Annotated in this window: 19 protein-coding genes; 6 read left to right on the top strand and 13 right to left on the bottom strand. The window is 51.7% G+C overall.

What is annotated here, in order from left to right; genetic code table 11:
- The first annotated feature begins 340 nt into the window (after positions 1-340).
- The 3 genes from A3849_RS26055 to A3849_RS26065 all read left to right on the top strand — a co-directional run bounded on the left by A3849_RS26055 (position 341) and on the right by A3849_RS26065 (position 2,760).
- Positions 341-1,663 carry a helix-turn-helix transcriptional regulator gene (locus tag A3849_RS26055; RefSeq protein WP_074114005.1) on the top strand — a complete coding sequence of 441 codons (1,323 nt, stop codon included), beginning with the start codon at positions 341-343 and terminating at the stop codon, positions 1,661-1,663.
- Positions 1,650-2,477, top strand: coding sequence for a WYL domain-containing protein (locus tag A3849_RS26060; protein ID WP_074114006.1), 828 nt, complete (start codon positions 1,650-1,652; stop codon positions 2,475-2,477). Before A3849_RS26055 ends, A3849_RS26060 begins: the two co-directional genes overlap by 14 nt.
- Positions 2,478-2,634: 157 nt before the next feature.
- Positions 2,635-2,760, top strand: coding sequence for a DUF4023 family protein (locus tag A3849_RS26065; RefSeq protein WP_020426145.1), 126 nt, complete (start codon positions 2,635-2,637; stop codon positions 2,758-2,760).
- A gap of 211 nt (positions 2,761-2,971) precedes the next feature.
- On the opposite strand, the gene A3849_RS26070 is transcribed toward A3849_RS26065, so the two are convergent.
- Together A3849_RS26070 and A3849_RS26075 are read right to left on the bottom strand one after the other, a co-directional pair.
- Entirely contained in the window at positions 2,972-3,688 is a 717-nt protein-coding gene (locus A3849_RS26070) for a stalk domain-containing protein (RefSeq protein WP_074114007.1), read from the bottom strand.
- A 192-nt stretch (positions 3,689-3,880) separates the two neighbouring features.
- Entirely contained in the window at positions 3,881-4,405 is a 525-nt protein-coding gene (locus A3849_RS26075) for a GNAT family N-acetyltransferase (protein WP_074114008.1), read from the bottom strand.
- Between the two features lie 401 nt (positions 4,406-4,806).
- On the opposite strand from A3849_RS26075, the gene A3849_RS26080 reads away from it, so the two are divergent.
- Positions 4,807-6,402: an acetate--CoA ligase gene (locus A3849_RS26080; RefSeq protein WP_074114009.1), complete on the top strand. Its 1,596-nt coding sequence runs from the start codon at positions 4,807-4,809 to the stop codon at positions 6,400-6,402.
- Positions 6,403-6,523: 121 nt separating this feature from the next.
- On the opposite strand, the gene A3849_RS26085 is transcribed toward A3849_RS26080, so the two are convergent.
- The 4 genes from A3849_RS26085 to A3849_RS32505 all read right to left on the bottom strand — a co-directional run bounded on the left by A3849_RS26085 (position 6,524) and on the right by A3849_RS32505 (position 8,651).
- Entirely contained in the window at positions 6,524-7,120 is a 597-nt protein-coding gene (locus A3849_RS26085; protein ID WP_074114010.1) for a hypothetical protein, read from the bottom strand.
- A gap of 90 nt (positions 7,121-7,210) precedes the next feature.
- The gene (locus tag A3849_RS26090) at positions 7,211-7,651 is read right to left on the bottom strand and encodes a HEAT repeat domain-containing protein (RefSeq protein WP_074084378.1); all 441 of its coding nucleotides are present in this window, start codon (positions 7,649-7,651) and stop codon (positions 7,211-7,213) included.
- A 200-nt stretch (positions 7,652-7,851) separates the two neighbouring features.
- Complete coding sequence (locus A3849_RS26095; protein ID WP_074114011.1) at positions 7,852-8,346, bottom strand: aminoglycoside phosphotransferase family protein; 495 nt, start codon at positions 8,344-8,346, stop codon at positions 7,852-7,854.
- Positions 8,271-8,651, bottom strand: coding sequence for a phosphotransferase (locus A3849_RS32505; RefSeq protein WP_143191903.1), 381 nt, complete (start codon positions 8,649-8,651; stop codon positions 8,271-8,273). Before A3849_RS32505 ends, A3849_RS26095 begins: the two co-directional genes overlap by 76 nt.
- Before the next feature lie 157 nt (positions 8,652-8,808).
- Here A3849_RS32505 and A3849_RS26100 point away from each other — a divergent pair, with 157 nt between their 5' ends.
- Complete coding sequence (locus A3849_RS26100) at positions 8,809-9,228, top strand: GNAT family N-acetyltransferase (RefSeq protein ID WP_074114012.1); 420 nt, start codon at positions 8,809-8,811, stop codon at positions 9,226-9,228.
- 19 nt (positions 9,229-9,247) lie between these two features.
- Here A3849_RS26100 and A3849_RS26105 read toward each other — a convergent pair whose 3' ends face one another.
- Positions 9,248-9,961 (bottom strand): DUF554 domain-containing protein, encoded by a 714-nt coding sequence (locus A3849_RS26105; RefSeq protein WP_074114013.1) that lies wholly within the window; start codon positions 9,959-9,961, stop codon positions 9,248-9,250.
- A 209-nt stretch (positions 9,962-10,170) separates the two neighbouring features.
- Between A3849_RS26105 and A3849_RS26110 the strand changes: the two genes are divergently transcribed.
- The gene (locus A3849_RS26110) at positions 10,171-11,355 is read left to right on the top strand and encodes a nucleotidyltransferase domain-containing protein (RefSeq protein ID WP_074114014.1); all 1,185 of its coding nucleotides are present in this window, start codon (positions 10,171-10,173) and stop codon (positions 11,353-11,355) included.
- Positions 11,356-11,516: 161 nt separating this feature from the next.
- Here the strand turns inward: A3849_RS26110 and A3849_RS26115 are convergent, their stop codons facing one another.
- From A3849_RS26115 to A3849_RS26135, 6 genes are all read right to left on the bottom strand, one after another.
- On the bottom strand, positions 11,517-13,313 hold the full coding sequence (locus A3849_RS26115) for an ABC transporter ATP-binding protein (RefSeq protein WP_074114015.1): 1,797 nt from the start codon (positions 13,311-13,313) through the stop codon (positions 11,517-11,519).
- Positions 13,314-13,326: 13 nt separating this feature from the next.
- Positions 13,327-13,785: a lasso peptide biosynthesis B2 protein gene (locus A3849_RS26120; protein ID WP_074114016.1), complete on the bottom strand. Its 459-nt coding sequence runs from the start codon at positions 13,783-13,785 to the stop codon at positions 13,327-13,329.
- Positions 13,782-14,087 carry a lasso peptide biosynthesis PqqD family chaperone gene (locus tag A3849_RS26125; RefSeq protein ID WP_074084370.1) on the bottom strand — a complete coding sequence of 102 codons (306 nt, stop codon included), beginning with the start codon at positions 14,085-14,087 and terminating at the stop codon, positions 13,782-13,784. Before A3849_RS26125 ends, A3849_RS26120 begins: the two co-directional genes overlap by 4 nt.
- Entirely contained in the window at positions 14,084-15,025 is a 942-nt protein-coding gene (locus A3849_RS26130) for a hypothetical protein (protein WP_074114017.1), read from the bottom strand. Before A3849_RS26130 ends, A3849_RS26125 begins: the two co-directional genes overlap by 4 nt.
- Before the next feature lie 114 nt (positions 15,026-15,139).
- On the bottom strand, positions 15,140-15,265 hold the full coding sequence (locus A3849_RS32510; RefSeq protein WP_020426161.1) for a paeninodin family lasso peptide: 126 nt from the start codon (positions 15,263-15,265) through the stop codon (positions 15,140-15,142).
- A 29-nt stretch (positions 15,266-15,294) separates the two neighbouring features.
- Positions 15,295-17,226 carry an asparagine synthase-related protein gene (locus A3849_RS26135; RefSeq protein ID WP_074114018.1) on the bottom strand — a complete coding sequence of 644 codons (1,932 nt, stop codon included), beginning with the start codon at positions 17,224-17,226 and terminating at the stop codon, positions 15,295-15,297.
- Positions 17,227-17,479: the final 253 nt, after the last annotated feature.

A 17,479-nucleotide genomic window follows, 5' to 3' on the forward strand; every position in this document is an offset into this window, starting at 1 on the left:
GTCGCCTCGCTTTGTGTACATTTTTATCCTCCGAAGAAAACAAGATTGGACAGGCACAGACTGCTCTACCACTGAGCTATTCCTTCTCTAGAAGGAAGCTGGAGTCGAACCAGCGACAGGTCGCTTAACAGGCGAAGTATCCCGTCCATGCGCCTCGGAGAATTTTTTCAAGTCAGCTTTGCTTGGTAGCATCAGCTTTCTTGTATCCATCTTCGCTTATTTTCTTCCCGGCGAACATGGCGTAAGTATTACGATAATAGAGAAACTTCTCCATTTTCTCCATTTGTCACCGCTGGTACAATAGAAATTAGGTGTCTACTATGTATGATCGGAGGCTACCATGGCCAAGGAAAGCTTTGATAAGGAAATCCAGTTTCTGCGGATGCTTGTATTAACCAGCGGTGCGTACAGCCGTCAGCAGTTTGCCGAACGTCTCGGCATCTCGGTTCATACCTTCGATAAAACCCTGAAGAAGCTAAAGGAAGTCGCAGCCACCCTGCAGGAACAGCCGCCGGAGGCACAAGCCCAGGGCTTCACCGATGCGCTTCGGTTCAATTACTACGAATCAGCCGACCCTCTGCTGCTGTTTCTGTTCCAGGCCAAGTCGCTCAAGGAATCTGAAAGTCTGAGAATCTCCCGGATTCTGGCTGCACTGAACGGGGGCCAGGAGCTGGCCATAAAGGATCTGCTGGACATTTGCTGCAGCGGGCTGGACCCGGAGAGTACGTTTCCCGATGAAAAGACGATCCGCGGCGACCTGAAATATTTGCAGGAGGTCGGGGCTATTGTGCGGGGAGCCGGTCCGCGTCCTTACCGTTACCGGCTGAATAATGATCTGGTCAAGCAATTGACCGGAGAGGAGCTTATGGATCTGTTCGACTTCGTGGATATTATGGCGAATACCCAGCTGCCCTCCGTACAGGGATATTTGCTCCGCAACAGTCTGAAAAAAGAACTGCTCCGGCAGGATGTGGAGAAACAGGCCATCGAACCCTTTTTATACAAATACCATTATTATTCCAGAATCCTGGATGAAGCCCACTTGTCCACACTTCTGGCAGCCATCAAAAGCCGCAGTAAGGTGCAGTTTCTCTACTTCTCGCCGAAAGCCGACACCAGCTATGCCGCTAAAAGCACTAATCCGCTCTTCGAGCGTGATTCCAGCGGCCGCCCGGAAACAGCACTGCCCCTCAAAATCGTCTACGATCATCAGTACGGCAGATGGTATTTACTCACTCACAGCAAGCACTTGGGCATCCGCAAGTACCGGATGGAGGGCATGACACAAATCGAGGAAGGTGAAGCTGTCACAGAGGAGCTTTTCCTGGCGGAGCAATCCGCGCTGGAGCAGCAGATCGCCACAAGCTGGCTGATCGATACCGGCCGTCCCGTTACTGTCCGGGCTAAATTCCTGAATCCCCAGCGCAGCGGCTCTGCCCGTAATTTTGTGAAGGAGCGTGTACTGCTGCAGGGGCAGTGGGGGGTTATAACCGAGGAAGATCCGCACTTTTTCATCTATGAAATTACCGTAAACGGCACGACCGAAATCAAGCCCTGGCTGCGCAGCTTCGGCTCAAGCTGTGAGGTGCTTGCGCCGAGGCAGCTCCGGCAGGAGTTGATTGCCGAATGGAAGGAGATCCTGGACTACTATGAACCCTTTTGAGAAAATCTTCAATTACCGGATCATCTCCCGGATGGAGGATAGCGGCGTCTTTCTCTCCACTTCCCATGAACGCTCCTGGCTGAAGCTGATGCTGGGCCATCCCTCTGCCGCCGCCGCCTTTTCCGGGGTGACGCTTGATAAACTGCGGACCCTGTTGGAGGGTGAGGCTCCTCTGAATCTCGCTGAAGATCTGATCCATAAGGCTTCGACTGCAGAAGTACAGGTCTATCATCCGCTGGTGCGTGTGCTTCGCCGAAGTATTCAACACCATCAGGGCATACAGGTGAGCATCGGCCTGAACAACGGGCACCCCGGTCCGGAACAGTCCGGCCTTCCCTACCGTCTCGAATATTCCATGGTCAAACGGGAATGGTATCTGCTGTGGTACAGCTGGACGCGCCGGGACTTCATGAGCATCAGACTGAAGAAAATAGCATCGGCATGTGAAGTTCCGGCAGCACCCGAGCTTGTACGCACGACTCAGGCCGAGATCCACCGAATTCTGGAGAGCCGCAGACAGAGCGCCGTGATCGAGGTCCTTCCGGATTACAACCGGGAGTTGTCGAGGATTCTCTATGCCTTTTCCTGCTTCGAGAAGGAGGTCCGTTATGACGAAGACAAGGACACCTATTACATCTCCTTGTTCTACTTGGGCAACGAAGGTGAATATGTGCTATCCAAAATGCGCTTTCTGGGCAAACGGGTGCGGATTGTTGAAGGGAACTGGCTAAGAAAACGGATGCGGCAATCTGCTTTGAAGGCGTTGGCTCTGTATGGAGCCTCCCCGGACCAGACGCTGACCCGCCAGGAATGATCCTCCGCAAAAACGGGCACAGTAACAGCAGGTCTGAGAAATACCGCTGCTACACTTAGCATATGCTTACAAAAATTTTAGCGTATGCTTTCGAAGCGAGTTTTATACGCAGTCACTCGATGAAGCATATGCTTACAAAACTTTTAGGAGGATATCAATGGACACTCACGAGTTCGTGGAGAAGTTTCAGGAGAATATGAAGAAGGCGGAGAAAAACAAACGCCGCGGCAAAGGCTCACCGGAAGCCAAACTGGCAACCAAGCAGCACGGCACGAATAAATAAATAGCAGATACCCCCGCCGGACTCCTAGACTGTGGAGACCTGCGGGGGGATTGTCTGCTGTTCATCGTGGATATGTAGCTGCAGTGTCTCTTTTGCAGCTGCGATTGCGGCTTTCTTTTCAAAGTAAGGTTCTGCTATGGGTACATGCGAGCAGCCCGCCTATCCTATGGATAGAGCGGGCTGCTCGCAGTTTCACCTTTAAAAATAAATGTTATTTGCTCAGTTTCGCTACACTTGCAGCCACTTTCTCAAGCTGGGCTTTGCTCAGCGCTTTGTCCGGCGAGCTCAGAGTGACGTAGCGGTCGTCCAGCTTAAAGGTAAGCATCGGGATATCCGAGGGAGTATACCATTTGGCTGCTGCTCCAGTCGAAAGCTTCACTGTAGTACCGTCATACTCGTAGGAGTAATCCCGCGGCGAGATATCTACGTTCATGTGGCTGAAGAGGAATCTTACGCCATCGGAGCCTTCGGCTGCCTTTTGGAAGGTGTCTCCGCTGGTCATTTGCATCGGTGCATAGGCGGTCTCGAAGCCCTGGAAGGCGGAGAAGGCCTTGGTGATGGCTTCTTTTTGCGCGGCACTGTACTGGATGGTGGCCAAAGTAACCGCTGAACCGTTACCCGGTGCTGCTGATCCCGCTGATGAACCCAGAATGACTTGATTGGTTGAAGGATTGAACGTTACCGGCACCTTAAGCGCGTCCGCCATCGCCCGGACAGGCAGGTAAGTTGTATCATTATAAGTGATTGGGGCAAGCGCTTTGCCATTATTGTCTACCGGAGTGTATGCGGCTCCGTTTACTGTAAATCCAATGCTGTGATTCAGATACGCGCTGATCTTCTGCATGCTGGTTCCCGCATATACCCCCGCCGAGCCTGTGACTGCCATTCCGAATACCATGGTTGCTATGATCATTTTTTTACTTTTCATTATAATCGTCTCCTTATAAGTTCGTTTGTGTGTTCCCTGTTATAGATACATTTAATCATGAACTTGTTTCCAACTTGTATCGTGATTGTAAAGAAGTAATTCCAAGCCGGTGTCCGATCTATCTTGAGAAAAAACCCGCCTATTCATTATGAATAGTGCGGGCTGTGGCCTAGCTCATGAATATACCCAATGCTATCGGCGGCGGCCAGGAACCGGGATATTATAGACTTCGGTATACAGGATATCCCGGAACATCCGGAATTCCTGCAGCGTCACCTGCCGGGGATAGGTCATGATTCTCAGAGGCAGATCGGCTTGCCCCTCGCGCAGCGGAGGCTGCACATAATCAAAAAGGTTAAGATGAAAGCCCAGGCGCTCGTAAAAGCCGATTCTGCGCTCTGCAAGCTTATTTTCCGGCGGCTCCACCTCCAGCACAACAGGCTTGTCCGTGAGGGCGAGATACGCCTGCATCAGTTTCTTGCCAATCCCCCCTCCGCGGATCTCGGGGTTGACCGCAAGATGCTCGACAAACCGCAGTTCCGGGAACTCCCAAGCGGCCAGGAAGGCCTGAATGCGGTTCTCCGTATCCAACTCGGTATGCAGCCGGTAATGGGGATGGCTAAGCAACGACTTTTGTCCACTGAAGGTTCTGATTTCAGTGACAGGAAAAGAAGCTTCCATAATGGAATAAATCTCTTCAAAAGCTGTAGGGTTCATGGTCATCTTCCTGCTTTCTGGATAGTTGCCGGTTAGCGGCTAAAGGTTCCTTCTTTGTCTTAACCTTAATGGTATTGGGTATAATCGTAAGCAAATGATTAGGGGGAGCAAGCCATGCCGCCGCTTGGGGGCTTTTCCCACTATTATAGAAGGTTGCCCTGGACAAGTTGTTTCAATTTTGTATAATCTCCCATAAGCCTTTCCCTAATCAGGATTGCGGCTATTTCGAAACCGTATGCCATGATGCTCTTCCTTTCCGGGTCCTACATAGTTCTGCATGATAGCCAAAAATAGTCACAGAACATTCTCTACTGTTCCCCTCCAGTTTAGCACCTGGTACTAGGAGAACGTGCTATACTATACCTATTGAAAAAACATCACGTTTATATTAGGAGAGATTCATTTTGGACAATCAGCATTGGATTGCACCTGAATTCTACAATCTCACTTCGGAAATGGAGCATCATCCAGCCGATAAGATTGCGCTTAAGTGGCTACAAGAGAACGGCAATTACGAAGAAATCACCTACGGCGAGCTTATGAAGCAGGCCAACCGCCTTGCCGGCGGGCTGTCCGGTCTAGGCCTGAAGCAAGGTGACCGTGTACTTGTTATGGTTCCGCGCCGGATTATCGCTTATGTCATTTATCTGGCCTGCCTAAAGCTTGGGCTCGCTGTTATTCCTTCCTCCGAAATGCTGCGGGCCAAGGATCTGGCCTACCGGCTGCGTCATTCCGAAGCCAGAGCGGTCATTGTCTGGTCTGAAGTGACCGGTGAAGTCAATAAAATCACCGAAGATCTGCCGGCACTTGATTACCGTCTCTCGGTTGGCGGGAGTGAAGAAGTACTTGGCAGCGGGTGGGCTGATCTGGAGGGCCTGATGAATGGGCAGCCGGAGAGTTTCACAGCTGTAGCGAGCCGCCGCGATGATATCGCAATTCTGGCTTATACCTCGGGCACAACCGGTAATCCCAAGGCTGTGGTTCATACGCATGGCTGGGGTTACGCACATCTGAGAATTGTCTCTTCACTCTGGTTCGATATCCGTGAGTCCGATACTGTCTGGGCTACAGCCGCACCGGGTTGGCAGAAATGGATCTGGAGTCCGTTCCTCACTGTTCTAGGCAACGGCGCAACCGGCTTTGTCTACAACGGGCCATTCCATCCGGAACGCTATTTGCAGCTGCTGCAGGACCAGGGAATACAGGTATTGTGCTGTACGCCTACCGAATACCGCTTAATGGCCAAGACCGAAGGTCTGCCGCACTATGATCTGTCAAAGCTGCGCTGCGCCGTATCCGCAGGTGAGCCGCTCAACCAGGAGGTCATCAACACCTTCAAGGAGCATTTCGATATTACCATCCGCGACGGCTACGGGCAGACGGAGAGCACGCTGATTATTGCGGCACTCAAGGATGAACCGATCCGTGTCGGCTCCATGGGCAAATCCATAGCTCCCGGCCTTGTTGAGGTCATTGACGAAGAAGGAAACCTGCTGCCTGCAGGAGTCGTTGGAGATATTGCCGTGCACTTAAGCATGCCAGCCTTGTTCCAGAACTATTACAAAGACCCTGAACGCAAAGTGAACTGCTCGCATGGAGAGTATTTTGTCACCGGAGACCGGGCGCACAAGGATGAGGACGGCTACTTCTGGTTCGAAGGCCGTGGCGATGACATCATCATCAGCTCGGGATATACCATCGGACCGTTTGAAGTGGAAGAAGCCCTGATGAAGCATACCCTGGTCAAGGAATGCGCCGTGGTGGCCAGTCCTGACGAGATCCGCGGCTCGATTGTCAAAGCCTTTGTTGTACTGAAGGACAATGTTACAGGTACACCAGAATTGGCCAAAGAGCTGCAGTCCCATGTAAAAGAGTGGACGGCCCCTTACAAATACCCGCGCAAAATTGAATTTATCGCGGATCTCCCAAAAACCGCCTCCGGCAAGATCCGGCGCGTGGAACTGCGGGAGCAGGAAAAAAAGGCTGCACAGGAATAACCGCTTTACCAGCTATAGCGTAAACACGGCAAGTTGCTTCTATAAATAATAAAACGGGCGTCTCCCTATAAATGGAAGACACCCGTTTTTTGTATACGTGGATACTTAAACACCTTCAAAATCATTCCGACCAATAGTGGGCCGACGGATTCAGCGCTGCGCCAACTTCCCCTTCGAGAACCAGGTCGCAGTCCAAATAGCCTTCCTCATCCAGAAAATACACATCCTGCTTGTAAAATTCACAAAGCGTCTCCAGGAACTTCTCCGGGGAATCGTACATCACGACCAGGTCGCCGTAGTCATGCAGCAGGTCGCAGATCCGCTCAGTTCCGTCCTCACTCTGCAAATAGCAGATAAAATCACTACCGTAGTTGATCAGGATGGGCAGAACGGTTCCTCCGCCGCTGTAGCCCTTTTCTTCCAGAATACTTCTCAGCACCTGGATTTCTTGCGCATACTCCTGAATATGAATCAGCCGGTAGCCCGGAATGAATTCGATCAGACTTGGCTCTTCTTCGTTGCTGCTGGTACCGGAAACCTGGCTGTAGATGGCCTCCAGAAGCCCTGGCGCAGCCGGTACGATGTCGCTGATCACCGGCCCGCCTGTCGTTTCACCGCTCCCTAAGCTGGCAATGTAGTTCGGCCGCAGTCCGGCAGACAGCTGAAGAAACTCCTGAAATAGGCGTGTTAATGGTTCAGTAGATGAATTGTTAAGCATATTGTCATCCTTTGCATGATTAGTTTTTGAGAACCGTCAAAAAACGGAGCGATAGGGAATCCTCCCCGTCTCTCCGCTCTATGGCCTTACCTATTTAGTGGCTGAAGCCCACAATTTCTGCAGCCAGGCGTCAAAATCTTCGCCCTTCTCGCCTTCATAAGCATCATAGACGTCAATCCGCATCTTTTTCAGCTTTTCCTTGAACTCTTCATAGGAATGGTCCCGTGGAAGGCTCTTCTTGACGCGCAGCACAATCTTGGATACACCTCTGAACAGCTCGGCTTTGTTCTTCGACGGCACGGTAACCTCTTCACCGAAGGCCTTCAGCTTCGCATATGCAGCTTCTTGGACAGTATATACAGGATCGCTGATCATCAGACGATTCAGAATATCAATAATTTGTTTATGGTTGAAGCGGCCAAGCTCCTCCACGGCCTCAAGACGCGCTCTCCAATCGGCAGAGCGTCCGGCAGCCTTCTTCAGTTCCTCGTAATTCTCCGGCAGCCCGTTATTCAATTCTTCATTATTCAAACGTTACAATCCCCTTCTTGGTTAAATCTGCTGGTCGTATAGTGCAATTCTACCGTACTGCACTCCTTGATTTCAATCTTTTACACCAATATTAATACGATGTGAAAAAAACATCCTGAAAAATGGTCTTCGCGGCTCTTCCTCCGTGTATCCTGGCTTCCGTTATTCGCGGTTTGGCCTTGAACCACCATGAGGTGATCTTAAGGAGCCAAGTACCAGCCGGGAATCATTCTACGGAATTGGTCATAGTCCTTCAGAGCGAGTCGGCAGCGTTCCATCATGTCCTGAATGTCGGCTTCGCCGTAGGGAATCGACCACTTTATGGAATACAGCGAGGTATACGCCACATACAGCGCCTGTCTTTTCCAGAAATCCTCCGGTGGCGGCCCTCCGAAATAGCCCTCCAGCTTGCCCTTAGCAAAAGGGATGCTCTGCTCCCTGTCGAAGAACTGTATTTTATAGAATTCCTCCGCATAATCTCCAATATCCCAGCGGTTGAAATCTATAACGCCAATCCTTCCTTCAGTCGTGTAAATCTGGTTGCCTACATGGAAATCACCGTGATGATGCACCTTCTCTACATCATGGATCACGCCGATGTTCTGCCGAACGAAGGCAATTACTTGCTGATCCCCTTCCAGGTGGTACGGACAGTCTTCGTATTCCTTGATCCTTGAGAGAATCTTGGCCTGCATGTCCGCTTCATTGTGGGGGAGCTTCTCTTGCTGCAACTCCCAAAATCAACAGCCCGGGACATCGGGAAGTCCAATTCATTAAAGCTGCGGATCGCTTCATATTCCCGCTGTTTGCGCTGAAACGAAGTACCCGGTGAGAGTCTCAGCAGCAGCCTGCGCCCCGCCTGATCCTCGACATAAAATTTCCGGTCACTCGACCAGCCTTTCAGCACGGGTTCTACCGTTAACCACGACTCGGCCCCCGGTATCCCGCGTATAGCATTTATCATTTCCTCACATCCTTCCAGGAGTTTTTTAATGTTCATCACTTATGCTCCCATCATGACCTTTCACTGATTTAGATCAGCGGTACTCAACAACTATAAAGAAAACTTTAGCACGAAGTCCCGGCAGAGATATGCTAAGCTCAAGATATTGAGCCCTTAACAGGCTACTATCCGAACCGAGAGGAAGTATCAAACCATGGAGCTTTTTATTTCTCAGACATCCCTCCCTGCCGACAAAACCTATGTATCAGACAAAATGAGAGAGTTTAACTGGAGGCATTTCCCTGATTCCTTAAAAGGCAGGTACCAGGAAGTACAGCTGTTTCTAAAAAATGCAGATGGCGTGAATTACGGTGGCCTCACCGGTGAAATCTGCTGGAACTGGCTGGAGGTGCACTACCTGTTCGTGGACGAGGCCTGCCGCAAAACCGGCTATGGAAGCCTGCTGATCGCAGAGGCAGAATCCCTCGCCCGTTCCAAAGGCTGCGATTTCATCAAGCTGGACACCTTAAGCTTTCAAGCGTTGGATTTTTACCTGAAACACGGTTTCGAGGTGTACGGGACCCTTCCTAATGCCGGAGGCTTCAGCCACTATTACCTGAAAAAAGATCTCTAAGCGGCGGTTCTTCTACTTTTCAAACAGACTGCCCGTACCCGTACATTATCGCCACCAGCAACACCGCCACCAGAATGCCCGGCAGCAGATTAGCCACCTTGATCTTGGTAATCCCCAACAGATTGAGGCCGATAGCCATGATCATCACCCCGCCAGCCGCTGTCATCTCTGTAATCATGCTGCTCATCAAGGCATCGGGAACGAACCGGGTAATCTGTGTAGCACACAGGGCAATGGCTCCTTCATAGAGAAAAACGGGGATCGCAGAGAACAAGACACCCATTCCCAAAGTTGAGGTCAGTATAATGGAAATAAATCCGTCCATGATAGCTTTGGTATACAGAATCTGATGATCCCCTTTCATCCCGCTGTCGAGTGCGCCCAGAATGGCCATTGCCCCCACCACGAACACCAGACTTGCGGTGACAAAACCAAGGGATAGGCTCCCTTGTTCACCTGAACCTATCTTATGCTCTAGCCATTCGCCTACCCGGTTGAACTTCTCATCCAGATCTATCCATTCACCTGCCACAGCTCCGATGACGAGACTCAGGATGACGATCAGGAAGTTTCCGCTTTTGAAGCCCATCTGAATCCCCAGAACAATAATGGCAAGGCCAATCGCCTGCATCACTGTGTTTTTCATACTCTCCGGAATCCGCTGCAGCAGCTTGCCCAGGAGTGTTCCCGCAAGAATCGCAATACCATTAACTATAGCGCCTAGTAGTACCATTTCTTTCGCTCTTCCCCCACATTTACGTATTCTTTGATTCGAGCCTCTCAATAGTCTACCAACTACCTTGACTGCGTCAATAGTCTATCTTCATGGTATAGTTCAGGAAATTGACAATTTTCAGGTTTCGATGGTACGCTCAAAGTGTGTTCTTTAAACCGAACAGATTACAGAACGAAGCGTTACAAATTCAAGTAAGGAGATCTCCTATGAATGACAGGTATGGCCTGGATACAAAGAGCTTTTCCAAAGAGCTTCGGCTTCTATTAGAAGTCCTTAACACGGACGACATCGATGACACCGCCAAACAGAATCGACAGCTGTTCATGGGTATCGACTGGGAGCTATGGGTACGGTTGTCCCTGCATCATCGGGTATTTCCTTATATTTATCCCAAACTTAGCCGGATGCGTGAAGAGCATGTGCCCCCGGAGGTAACCGAGCGATTGAAACGGGAATACCGGAGAAATACTGTGCAAATGCTCCAGCTCAGCGGGGAAATGGGCTATATCGGGGAGGAGCTTGCGAAGCTGCAGATCCGTTCCCTGTTCCTGAAAGGACCGGTGCTTGCCCAGGAGCTGTATGGCGAAATCTCGCTGCGCACCTCGCGTGACCTCGATTTTATCGTACCGATGGCACAGCTGGCTGAAACGGAATCCCTGCTTCTCCGCCTTGGTTATGTCAAGGAGGAAGACTTCGAAAGTATACTGGGAGACTGGAAATGGCGGGAGCATCACACCACGTTCAATCATCCGGACAAAGGCATTAAGGTGGAGGTGCATTGGCGCCTCAGTCCCGGTCCCTCCACAGAGCCGGATTTCGACGAGCTGTGGAAACATGCACGGACGAGCAGCCACTTCGGGCAGAATGTCCATTATTTGGGCAGCGAAGACTTATTTCTTTTTCTGGCGGCCCATGGCGCACGCCATGGCTGGTCGAGACTGAGATGGCTGCTGGATATCCGTCAGCTGCTGCTCCAAAAGCCCGATACCGGCAAACTAACCGCACTGCTGCGGCGGTACCATTACAACGATGTCGGCGGACAGGCGCTTCTGCTTGCTGCCGGTCTGCTGGCTGCGCCAGTTGAGCCTGCGCTGGCCAGCCTCGCAGAGCGGCCCAAGGCGCGGCGGATTGCCGGGCTTGCGCTTTTCTATATCGCGCGAATGATCAATCTGCACAATCCTCCCCTGGAGCCGGAAGCCGAGCGGCATTATAAATATTATCAGCCCGCGATCCTGACGCGCTGGCATCAGTTTCTGTACATCATAGGCTTTCTGTACCCTTATGCGGCAGATGCCAAGACGTTGCCGCTGCCAAAGAAGCTGCATGTGCTCTACTTCCCTTTGCGCCCTTTTTTGTGGACTTGGCGCAAGGTTAGCGGCAGAACAGAATAGCAGCCATACAGCGCAGATGGCCGCACGGTATGGCTGTGGAATAGAGATTCTCCCTTTCATCGCACCAATAAAAAGGATACTCCTGCACTTTGTGCGGAAGTATCCTTTTTCTATACCCACTTATTTCATTAGAAGGCAGAACCTGCTGCACTACTCTAACCTTACATGGCTTCTTCCTGGCTGCTGAGCAGACGGCTGAACATGCCGCCTTTTTCCGAGGCCAGGCCGCTGAATACTCCCTGCTGGATGACACGGCCCTGGTCGATGACCAGAATCTGATCCGCTCCCCGGATTGTCGACAACCGGTGTGCAATGACGATGACTGTGACTGTTGCCTTCAAACGCTCCAGCGCCTCCTGAATCCGCTTCTCGTTCTCAGTATCCAGTGCACTCGTCGCTTCGTCCAGCACCAGGATAGACGGCTTGCGGATGATTGCCCGTGCCAGCACAAGACGCTGTCGCTCTCCGCCTGAAAGACGGACGCCGCGGTCACCGAGCAGTGTGTCCAATCCCTGAGGCAGCTTACGGACAAAATCGGCTGACGAAGCGAATTCCAGCGCCTCCCATAGCTCATCCTCACTTGCATCGGGCTTGATCATCGTCAGATTGTCACGGATCGTGGCGTTATACAGAAAAGGGTCCTGTGCTACATAGCCTATAGAACGCCGGTAAGGCAAAAGGCTCTCTCCAGTGACCGGCTGCCCGTCTGCCAGAATCTCCCCCGATTCCGGCTGCATCAGTCCCATGAGCAGGTCCACCAGCGTGCTTTTCCCTGCACCCGAACGTCCTACAATCGCAGTCATACGGTTAGCCGGGATCACCACGTTCACTCCGCGCAGCGAGTACTCCTGCTCTTGCGGGTTGTAGCGGAAATCCACATTGCGCGCCTCCAGACTATGCTTAAGCATCATAGGGGCAACGACAGCTCTGGATTCCTGCGCGCCATGCTCCGCAGCCTGCAGGCATTCTTCCTGCAGCAGCTGCAATTGCTTGAAGGAAGGCAGCACGGAAGCAAGCTGCTCCAGCAGTGTCTGAAGCGCGGAGAAGGTCGGCCACAGCCGGGCGAACACCAGAATCACCAGGAGCAGATAAGGTCCCTCCACATGCAGAAAACGGAACGACACGAAGATAAACATCGCGATCAGCAGCGTAGATGACATTTTGTACAGCAGCTGGGAATTCGTGCGCAACCGCGTATAATCCAGCTGCTCCTGTTTGACCTCACCGGTGAATTCATGCATCCAGCCCAGCCGGGAATCCTCCAGATTGTTGCTTTTGATATCCTTGATGCCGTTCAATTGATCCGTAATCCCGGCCAGATACTGCTTGCCCAGCTCGGAGCTCCGGCTGCCCAGCCTCTTCGCCTTGCGGATAAACCGGCGGGAGAACAAAGACAGCAGAACCGCGCAGACCAGTACGGCAAGCGTCATTTGGGGAGACAGCCAGAACGCGAAGCCAATCTGGACCAGCGTGAACAGCAGCGAAGTCAGGAACTGCAGGAAAGCGCTGATCCCCGCAAGCACCCTCGCGAGTTCGGTCGTCATTACATTGATCAGGTCGGAGGTACGTTTTTTCAGAAAAAAAGACCATTCGGCCCGCAGCAGTGCACTGTATACCTCATATCTCAGCTGCCGGCTGTAGGTCTGCTGAATATCGACGTTCCGGATAGCTACAAAACGGGTGATCAGATTCTGGGAAAGTACAATGACTACATATCCGCCAAGCACCAGCGCAAGCGCTTCGGTCTGAGGCAGGTCTGATATGAAACCGAGCATAGGCAGGTCGAGGCCTGCCGTTTTTCCGCCAAGCTGAATACCGGCCATACCCAGCATGGGCACCAGCAGCAGAACGGCAGAACTCTCCAGCAGGCCGCTGATCCCCATACCGAGCAGATTTAGATACAGTTTGATTCCGGACAAGCGCTGAAGCTGCCGAATGTAGTACATTATCGCTTGCATGGACCCACCTCAATCACTCAGCATGTAATACTTTGGCGAATTTCTTCACCACCACGAAACCCTTCATCACATCATCGCCGGAGACATAATAAGACCCGCTGCGCAACCAGGCATGGGCAATCATCTGGCCCTGTTTGTCCTTGGCCACTCCCATGTACAGCGTGCTCTCGATCCCGCGTTTTTCGAGCATTTGGAGTCCGGCTACCGCCCGGACCATACAAGTACTTTTCCAGGGCGTATAGCGGCTCATGATACGGATTGCTTTGGTAATATGCTGAATGCGGGCGATATCGCTCTCTTTGGATACTACAGGGGTTTCCAGAGACTGTATGCCCAGCTGGGAAGCCGTTTTGGCAAAAGGAAACAACAGCTGGATCCGAACGAGAAAAAGCCTCCAAAGCGCCTCGAGAAGGAGCGCCAAGGCGGCTTTGTCCACCGTCAGCAGTAAGCGAATGCGCCGCAAGGTAATCATGGCTGGCTTACAATAGCCGCAAGATCCTCATTCAGCAGGCTCTGCAAAAAAGCAAACACATCCTGGCGGGCAATCTCTTCCGGAACCTCAAAGCTCTCCTGAATGATCTCTACCACCCGGCCTGCGGTTACAGGCGACGCCAGCGCAGTCCAGATTTCCCCGCCAACCTCACCCAGGTTGTAGTATTTGCCATTCTTTACATTCAGCATGACCTTCTCGCCATCCATATCGCTGGCAATATTCCCCTCACGCTGTACCAGCACGGATTCGAGCGATAAGACCTCTGTAGTATTCATATTCATGGATTCATCTCCTTCATTTGATGTTGCTGCAACGCTTCTAGAATAAGTGCGGTTTGCTGCGGAGCACTGAAGCCCTGCTCTGGCCGGGTCAGCCGGTACATCGGCAGACGTCCCACGAAGGAAGCCAGCATTCCAAAATGCCATTCACGGATACCGATCCGGTCGACAATTGCTCTCTGATAAGTATGATTGTACAAGGTGTGAAACCGCTCCATACCGTCAATCGTCTGCAGGCTGACCGGAGCCTCCGGTGCGGCAGATAATTCAAACAGGCCTGCAAGCTGCAATGGCTCACCGTAAAAGCGGTCATGTACCGGTACGGCAAACTTGGTTTCTCTCTCAAACAGCGGGCGGTAGAGGGACGAATTCATTCCCAAATAGTCCAGGCTCTGCTGCCACAGCTTTTGCTGCGGATAACCTGGAACGGCTAATGGATAACCATTATGCACCATAACGGGAATAACGTCGTCACTGATCAGCGGACTCCCCTGATCCATCAAATACGAGGCCAGCGTTGATTTGCCTGCCCCTGAACGCCCAACCAGTGCGTATGCCTTGCCATCTATAACAAGCGCACTTCCATGAAGCGGAAGAATCTGTTTCTGCATCAGCAGAATTCCCATGCAGGAGCCAAGGATAAAGAGACGGATACAATCCGGATCTGCTCCGGAAGCAGGTGATACTGTAATCGTATTGCCGTCCTGAATGGCAAAGATGGCTGTATCCTTCGCCTCGAACATGACCTCATGCCCGGATACCCCAAGGCTCCGCGTGATCTTCGGTATAGCTTCCCAGCGGTCTTTCAGATCCCCCTCAATGACCGATATACTGCCTATAAGTCCCGGCTCACTGGTAATAGGAAGCTCCGGCAAAGGGAATTCGCTGTGGATCTGCAGACCAAACGCTTTGTAAGCCAAACCTTGAACGGTACTCGCCATATGATCCACTCCATATCTTTGGGTTTGCCCGGTTTCGGGGTATTGCTGTAAAATATAGCCCTTGTCCCCCTCAGCAAGCAAAGGGAGACTAGGGCCAATCGAACCAAAACCATCCTAGGAGTAGTGTTGTACTTCATCCGGATCATCTTGGAAGGCATCAACGATGGCGACACCAGGTCCAGCCATAGTCATTTTCACATCGAGTACTTCCAAAGCAGGCTTGCTGTATTCCTTTTTCATAATTTCACCCCCTTTCAAGCATTACACTCTCAGGACAAACGCTTCAGAAAACGGTAAAAGACAAGTCCACGCGTCAGAAGGCGAAAATCCGAATTGAAAATCATATTTGGTGCGGGCTCACTACCCAGCCGATTCAAACATTCGGCGAGCCCGGTATTATTAAGGTAGGCGGAGGTGCGGGGGTCCTTGATCATCTCCCTAAGTTCCTGAAGAAAAGCCTCCCATTTCGGGAGCATACGGTAGATCCCGTCCGCCCCCTGAACGCCGCGCCGCTTCCGGTTCAGACGCACCTCATCAGGCAGCAATCCCTTCATCGCTCTGCGGATCAGTGAACGGTCCACCCCATTTTGTACATACTGGCTTTCCGGCACGGACAGGCAAAAGCGGATGACACGCAGATCATTCGTGGGATCGCGATCCCACACCCGGTATTTCAGCGACAGCTTCGTCGCTACTGTACCATTCACATTCCAGACATGCGGCTGTTCAAAATGCTTGCGCCGGATATCATAGATGGTCTGGGAAGATCCGCTGTTTATCCCCAGAACCCTAAGCCGTTCCTCCACTTCCGTACGCCTCGCGAAATCGGGGTGAATCAGATCAGGAGGGGCTTCGTGCTGCTTAGCCGGCAGCAACTGGGTCAGGGCCGGGAAGGCTTTTTTGCCGACAATTTGAAATACCTTCTTGCGGTTTGCACCCATTGACTCATTGTACTTCCGGTTTTCCCGGTAAAAGGAGATCCAGCGGAATTCACGAATCAGCTTGGCCTGATAATCCAGTGCAGGTCCCCAGGATATGCTCCAGTTGCCTCTTTGTCCGCTGAGCAGCACGCCAATGTTCTTCATTTGCGCCTGTTCAAAGATCCCTTTTAGCCAGTAGGAGTTTTCGATAAATTTATAAGGCATCTCCATAATATCCAGCCACTCATCAATATCATTGTAAGGACTCAGATGGGGGAAATTCAAAAAGTTGGGCTGAATATTCCCCACATGATCGATGGTTTCCTGAATATAGGGACGCTCGTCGGCGACACGTTTGCCGATGTTGAAATCGACAAAGTTATCCACCGGATAGGAACTGAAGGTATGTAACGGCTGGCCCTGGCGGCGAAGTTCTGCAGCAGCAAAGCTGACTACCGACCCGGAATCAAGCCCCCCGCTCAGGTTAGCTCCAACGGCGCGGTGTGTCCGAAGCCTGTCCCGGACCGCTTGCCCAAACACCTCTCGAAAGGCTTCCTCATACTCCTGGTCTGACCGCAGCCGCAGCTCGGGTGGAGCCTGCAGAGTGCAGTAGCGGGAGAACGAGATCTTTCCGCCGCTTACGGAAATAGAATGGGACGGCGGCAGTTGTTCGATGGATTGATAGACTGTGGAATATAGGTCCGAAACATCCGTCCGTGTATGGATCGCCAGGAACTCGGAGGCCCACCCCTCATTCAGGGTCCGGTCCGCCCCTGGCATCGACAGGAGTGGATGAATGACGGTACAGAAAGATAAGAGCCCCCTGGACCGAAGGAAGTATAATGTCCGGTTCCCGGAGAAATCTCTGGCTCCGAACAACGCGCGCTTCCGTTCATCCCATATCACAAAGGCAAAGTCACCGACCAGATAAACCGGTGCCTGATCGCCCCATTTCTCATAGGCGAGCAGAATAAGCAGGCTGTCCGGTATAGAGATTCTATCCCCCTGCGGTACCTGAAGGCGCTCGAACAACTCTTCCCGGTTATCAATAATTGCGTCAGCCGTAATAGCCAGTTTCCGTTCAGCATCATAAAAGGGAAGCGTCTCTCCAAGGGATTGTGGCGTGACCCACTGGGACAGGCAACCCAGGAAGATGTCTTTGCTCTGCCACGTCATGAACTCATCAGCGGGATAGCGGTTAAGCTGTTGCATTAGGGCTGGCCCCAGTTCCGGGTCCAGAGGTTCATGCTGTAATGGATAGATTCCGGCGATCGCGCTCATGGTAAGGCCCCCACCTGTTTCAAAAGCCTCCCCGTGCTTCTAAAAAGCACCGATTGGAGCTTTTTTACTGGTTCTTAATTAAGAACATTTCTTTATATATAAGATAACCCCCATCCCATTCGTTGTGAATAACACCAGCGGGTACTTTTAGGTATCCTTTAGCGTATTGACAACTTTAGGCATGCATGTTATAGGCATAGGCAAAAAGACTGTAATCAATCTGATTGAAAACCGTATAAACCATATGTTATGT

It is taken from the genome of Paenibacillus sp. P46E, assembly GCF_001909095.1.
GTDB lineage: Bacteria > Bacillota > Bacilli > Paenibacillales > Paenibacillaceae > Paenibacillus_AQ > Paenibacillus_AQ helianthi.

Excerpts from the sequence above, each read along its gene's own strand:
- A3849_RS26055 (WP_074114005.1), top strand. The coding sequence starts at position 341 with ATGGCCAAGGAAAGCTTTGATAAGGAAATCCAGTTTCTGCGGATGCTT.
- A3849_RS26060 (WP_074114006.1), top strand. The coding sequence starts at position 1,650 with ATGAACCCTTTTGAGAAAATCTTCAATTACCGGATCATCTCCCGGATG.
- A3849_RS26065 (WP_020426145.1), top strand. The coding sequence starts at position 2,635 with ATGGACACTCACGAGTTCGTGGAGAAGTTTCAGGAGAATATGAAGAAG.
- A3849_RS26070 (WP_074114007.1), bottom strand. The coding sequence starts at position 3,688 with ATGAAAAGTAAAAAAATGATCATAGCAACCATGGTATTCGGAATGGCA.
- A3849_RS26075 (WP_074114008.1), bottom strand. The coding sequence starts at position 4,405 with ATGAACCCTACAGCTTTTGAAGAGATTTATTCCATTATGGAAGCTTCT.
- A3849_RS26085 (WP_074114010.1), bottom strand. The coding sequence starts at position 7,120 with ATGCTTAACAATTCATCTACTGAACCATTAACACGCCTATTTCAGGAG.
- A3849_RS26095 (WP_074114011.1), bottom strand. The coding sequence starts at position 8,346 with ATGCAGGCCAAGATTCTCTCAAGGATCAAGGAATACGAAGACTGTCCG.
- A3849_RS32505 (WP_143191903.1), bottom strand. The coding sequence starts at position 8,651 with ATGAACATTAAAAAACTCCTGGAAGGATGTGAGGAAATGATAAATGCT.
- A3849_RS26100 (WP_074114012.1), top strand. The coding sequence starts at position 8,809 with ATGGAGCTTTTTATTTCTCAGACATCCCTCCCTGCCGACAAAACCTAT.
- A3849_RS26105 (WP_074114013.1), bottom strand. The coding sequence starts at position 9,961 with ATGGTACTACTAGGCGCTATAGTTAATGGTATTGCGATTCTTGCGGGA.
- A3849_RS26110 (WP_074114014.1), top strand. The coding sequence starts at position 10,171 with ATGAATGACAGGTATGGCCTGGATACAAAGAGCTTTTCCAAAGAGCTT.
- A3849_RS26115 (WP_074114015.1), bottom strand. The coding sequence starts at position 13,313 with ATGCAAGCGATAATGTACTACATTCGGCAGCTTCAGCGCTTGTCCGGA.
- A3849_RS26120 (WP_074114016.1), bottom strand. The coding sequence starts at position 13,785 with ATGATTACCTTGCGGCGCATTCGCTTACTGCTGACGGTGGACAAAGCC.
- A3849_RS26125 (WP_074084370.1), bottom strand. The coding sequence starts at position 14,087 with ATGAATATGAATACTACAGAGGTCTTATCGCTCGAATCCGTGCTGGTA.
- A3849_RS26130 (WP_074114017.1), bottom strand. The coding sequence starts at position 15,025 with ATGGCGAGTACCGTTCAAGGTTTGGCTTACAAAGCGTTTGGTCTGCAG.
- A3849_RS32510 (WP_020426161.1), bottom strand. The coding sequence starts at position 15,265 with ATGAAAAAGGAATACAGCAAGCCTGCTTTGGAAGTACTCGATGTGAAA.
- A3849_RS26135 (WP_074114018.1), bottom strand. The coding sequence starts at position 17,226 with ATGAGCGCGATCGCCGGAATCTATCCATTACAGCATGAACCTCTGGAC.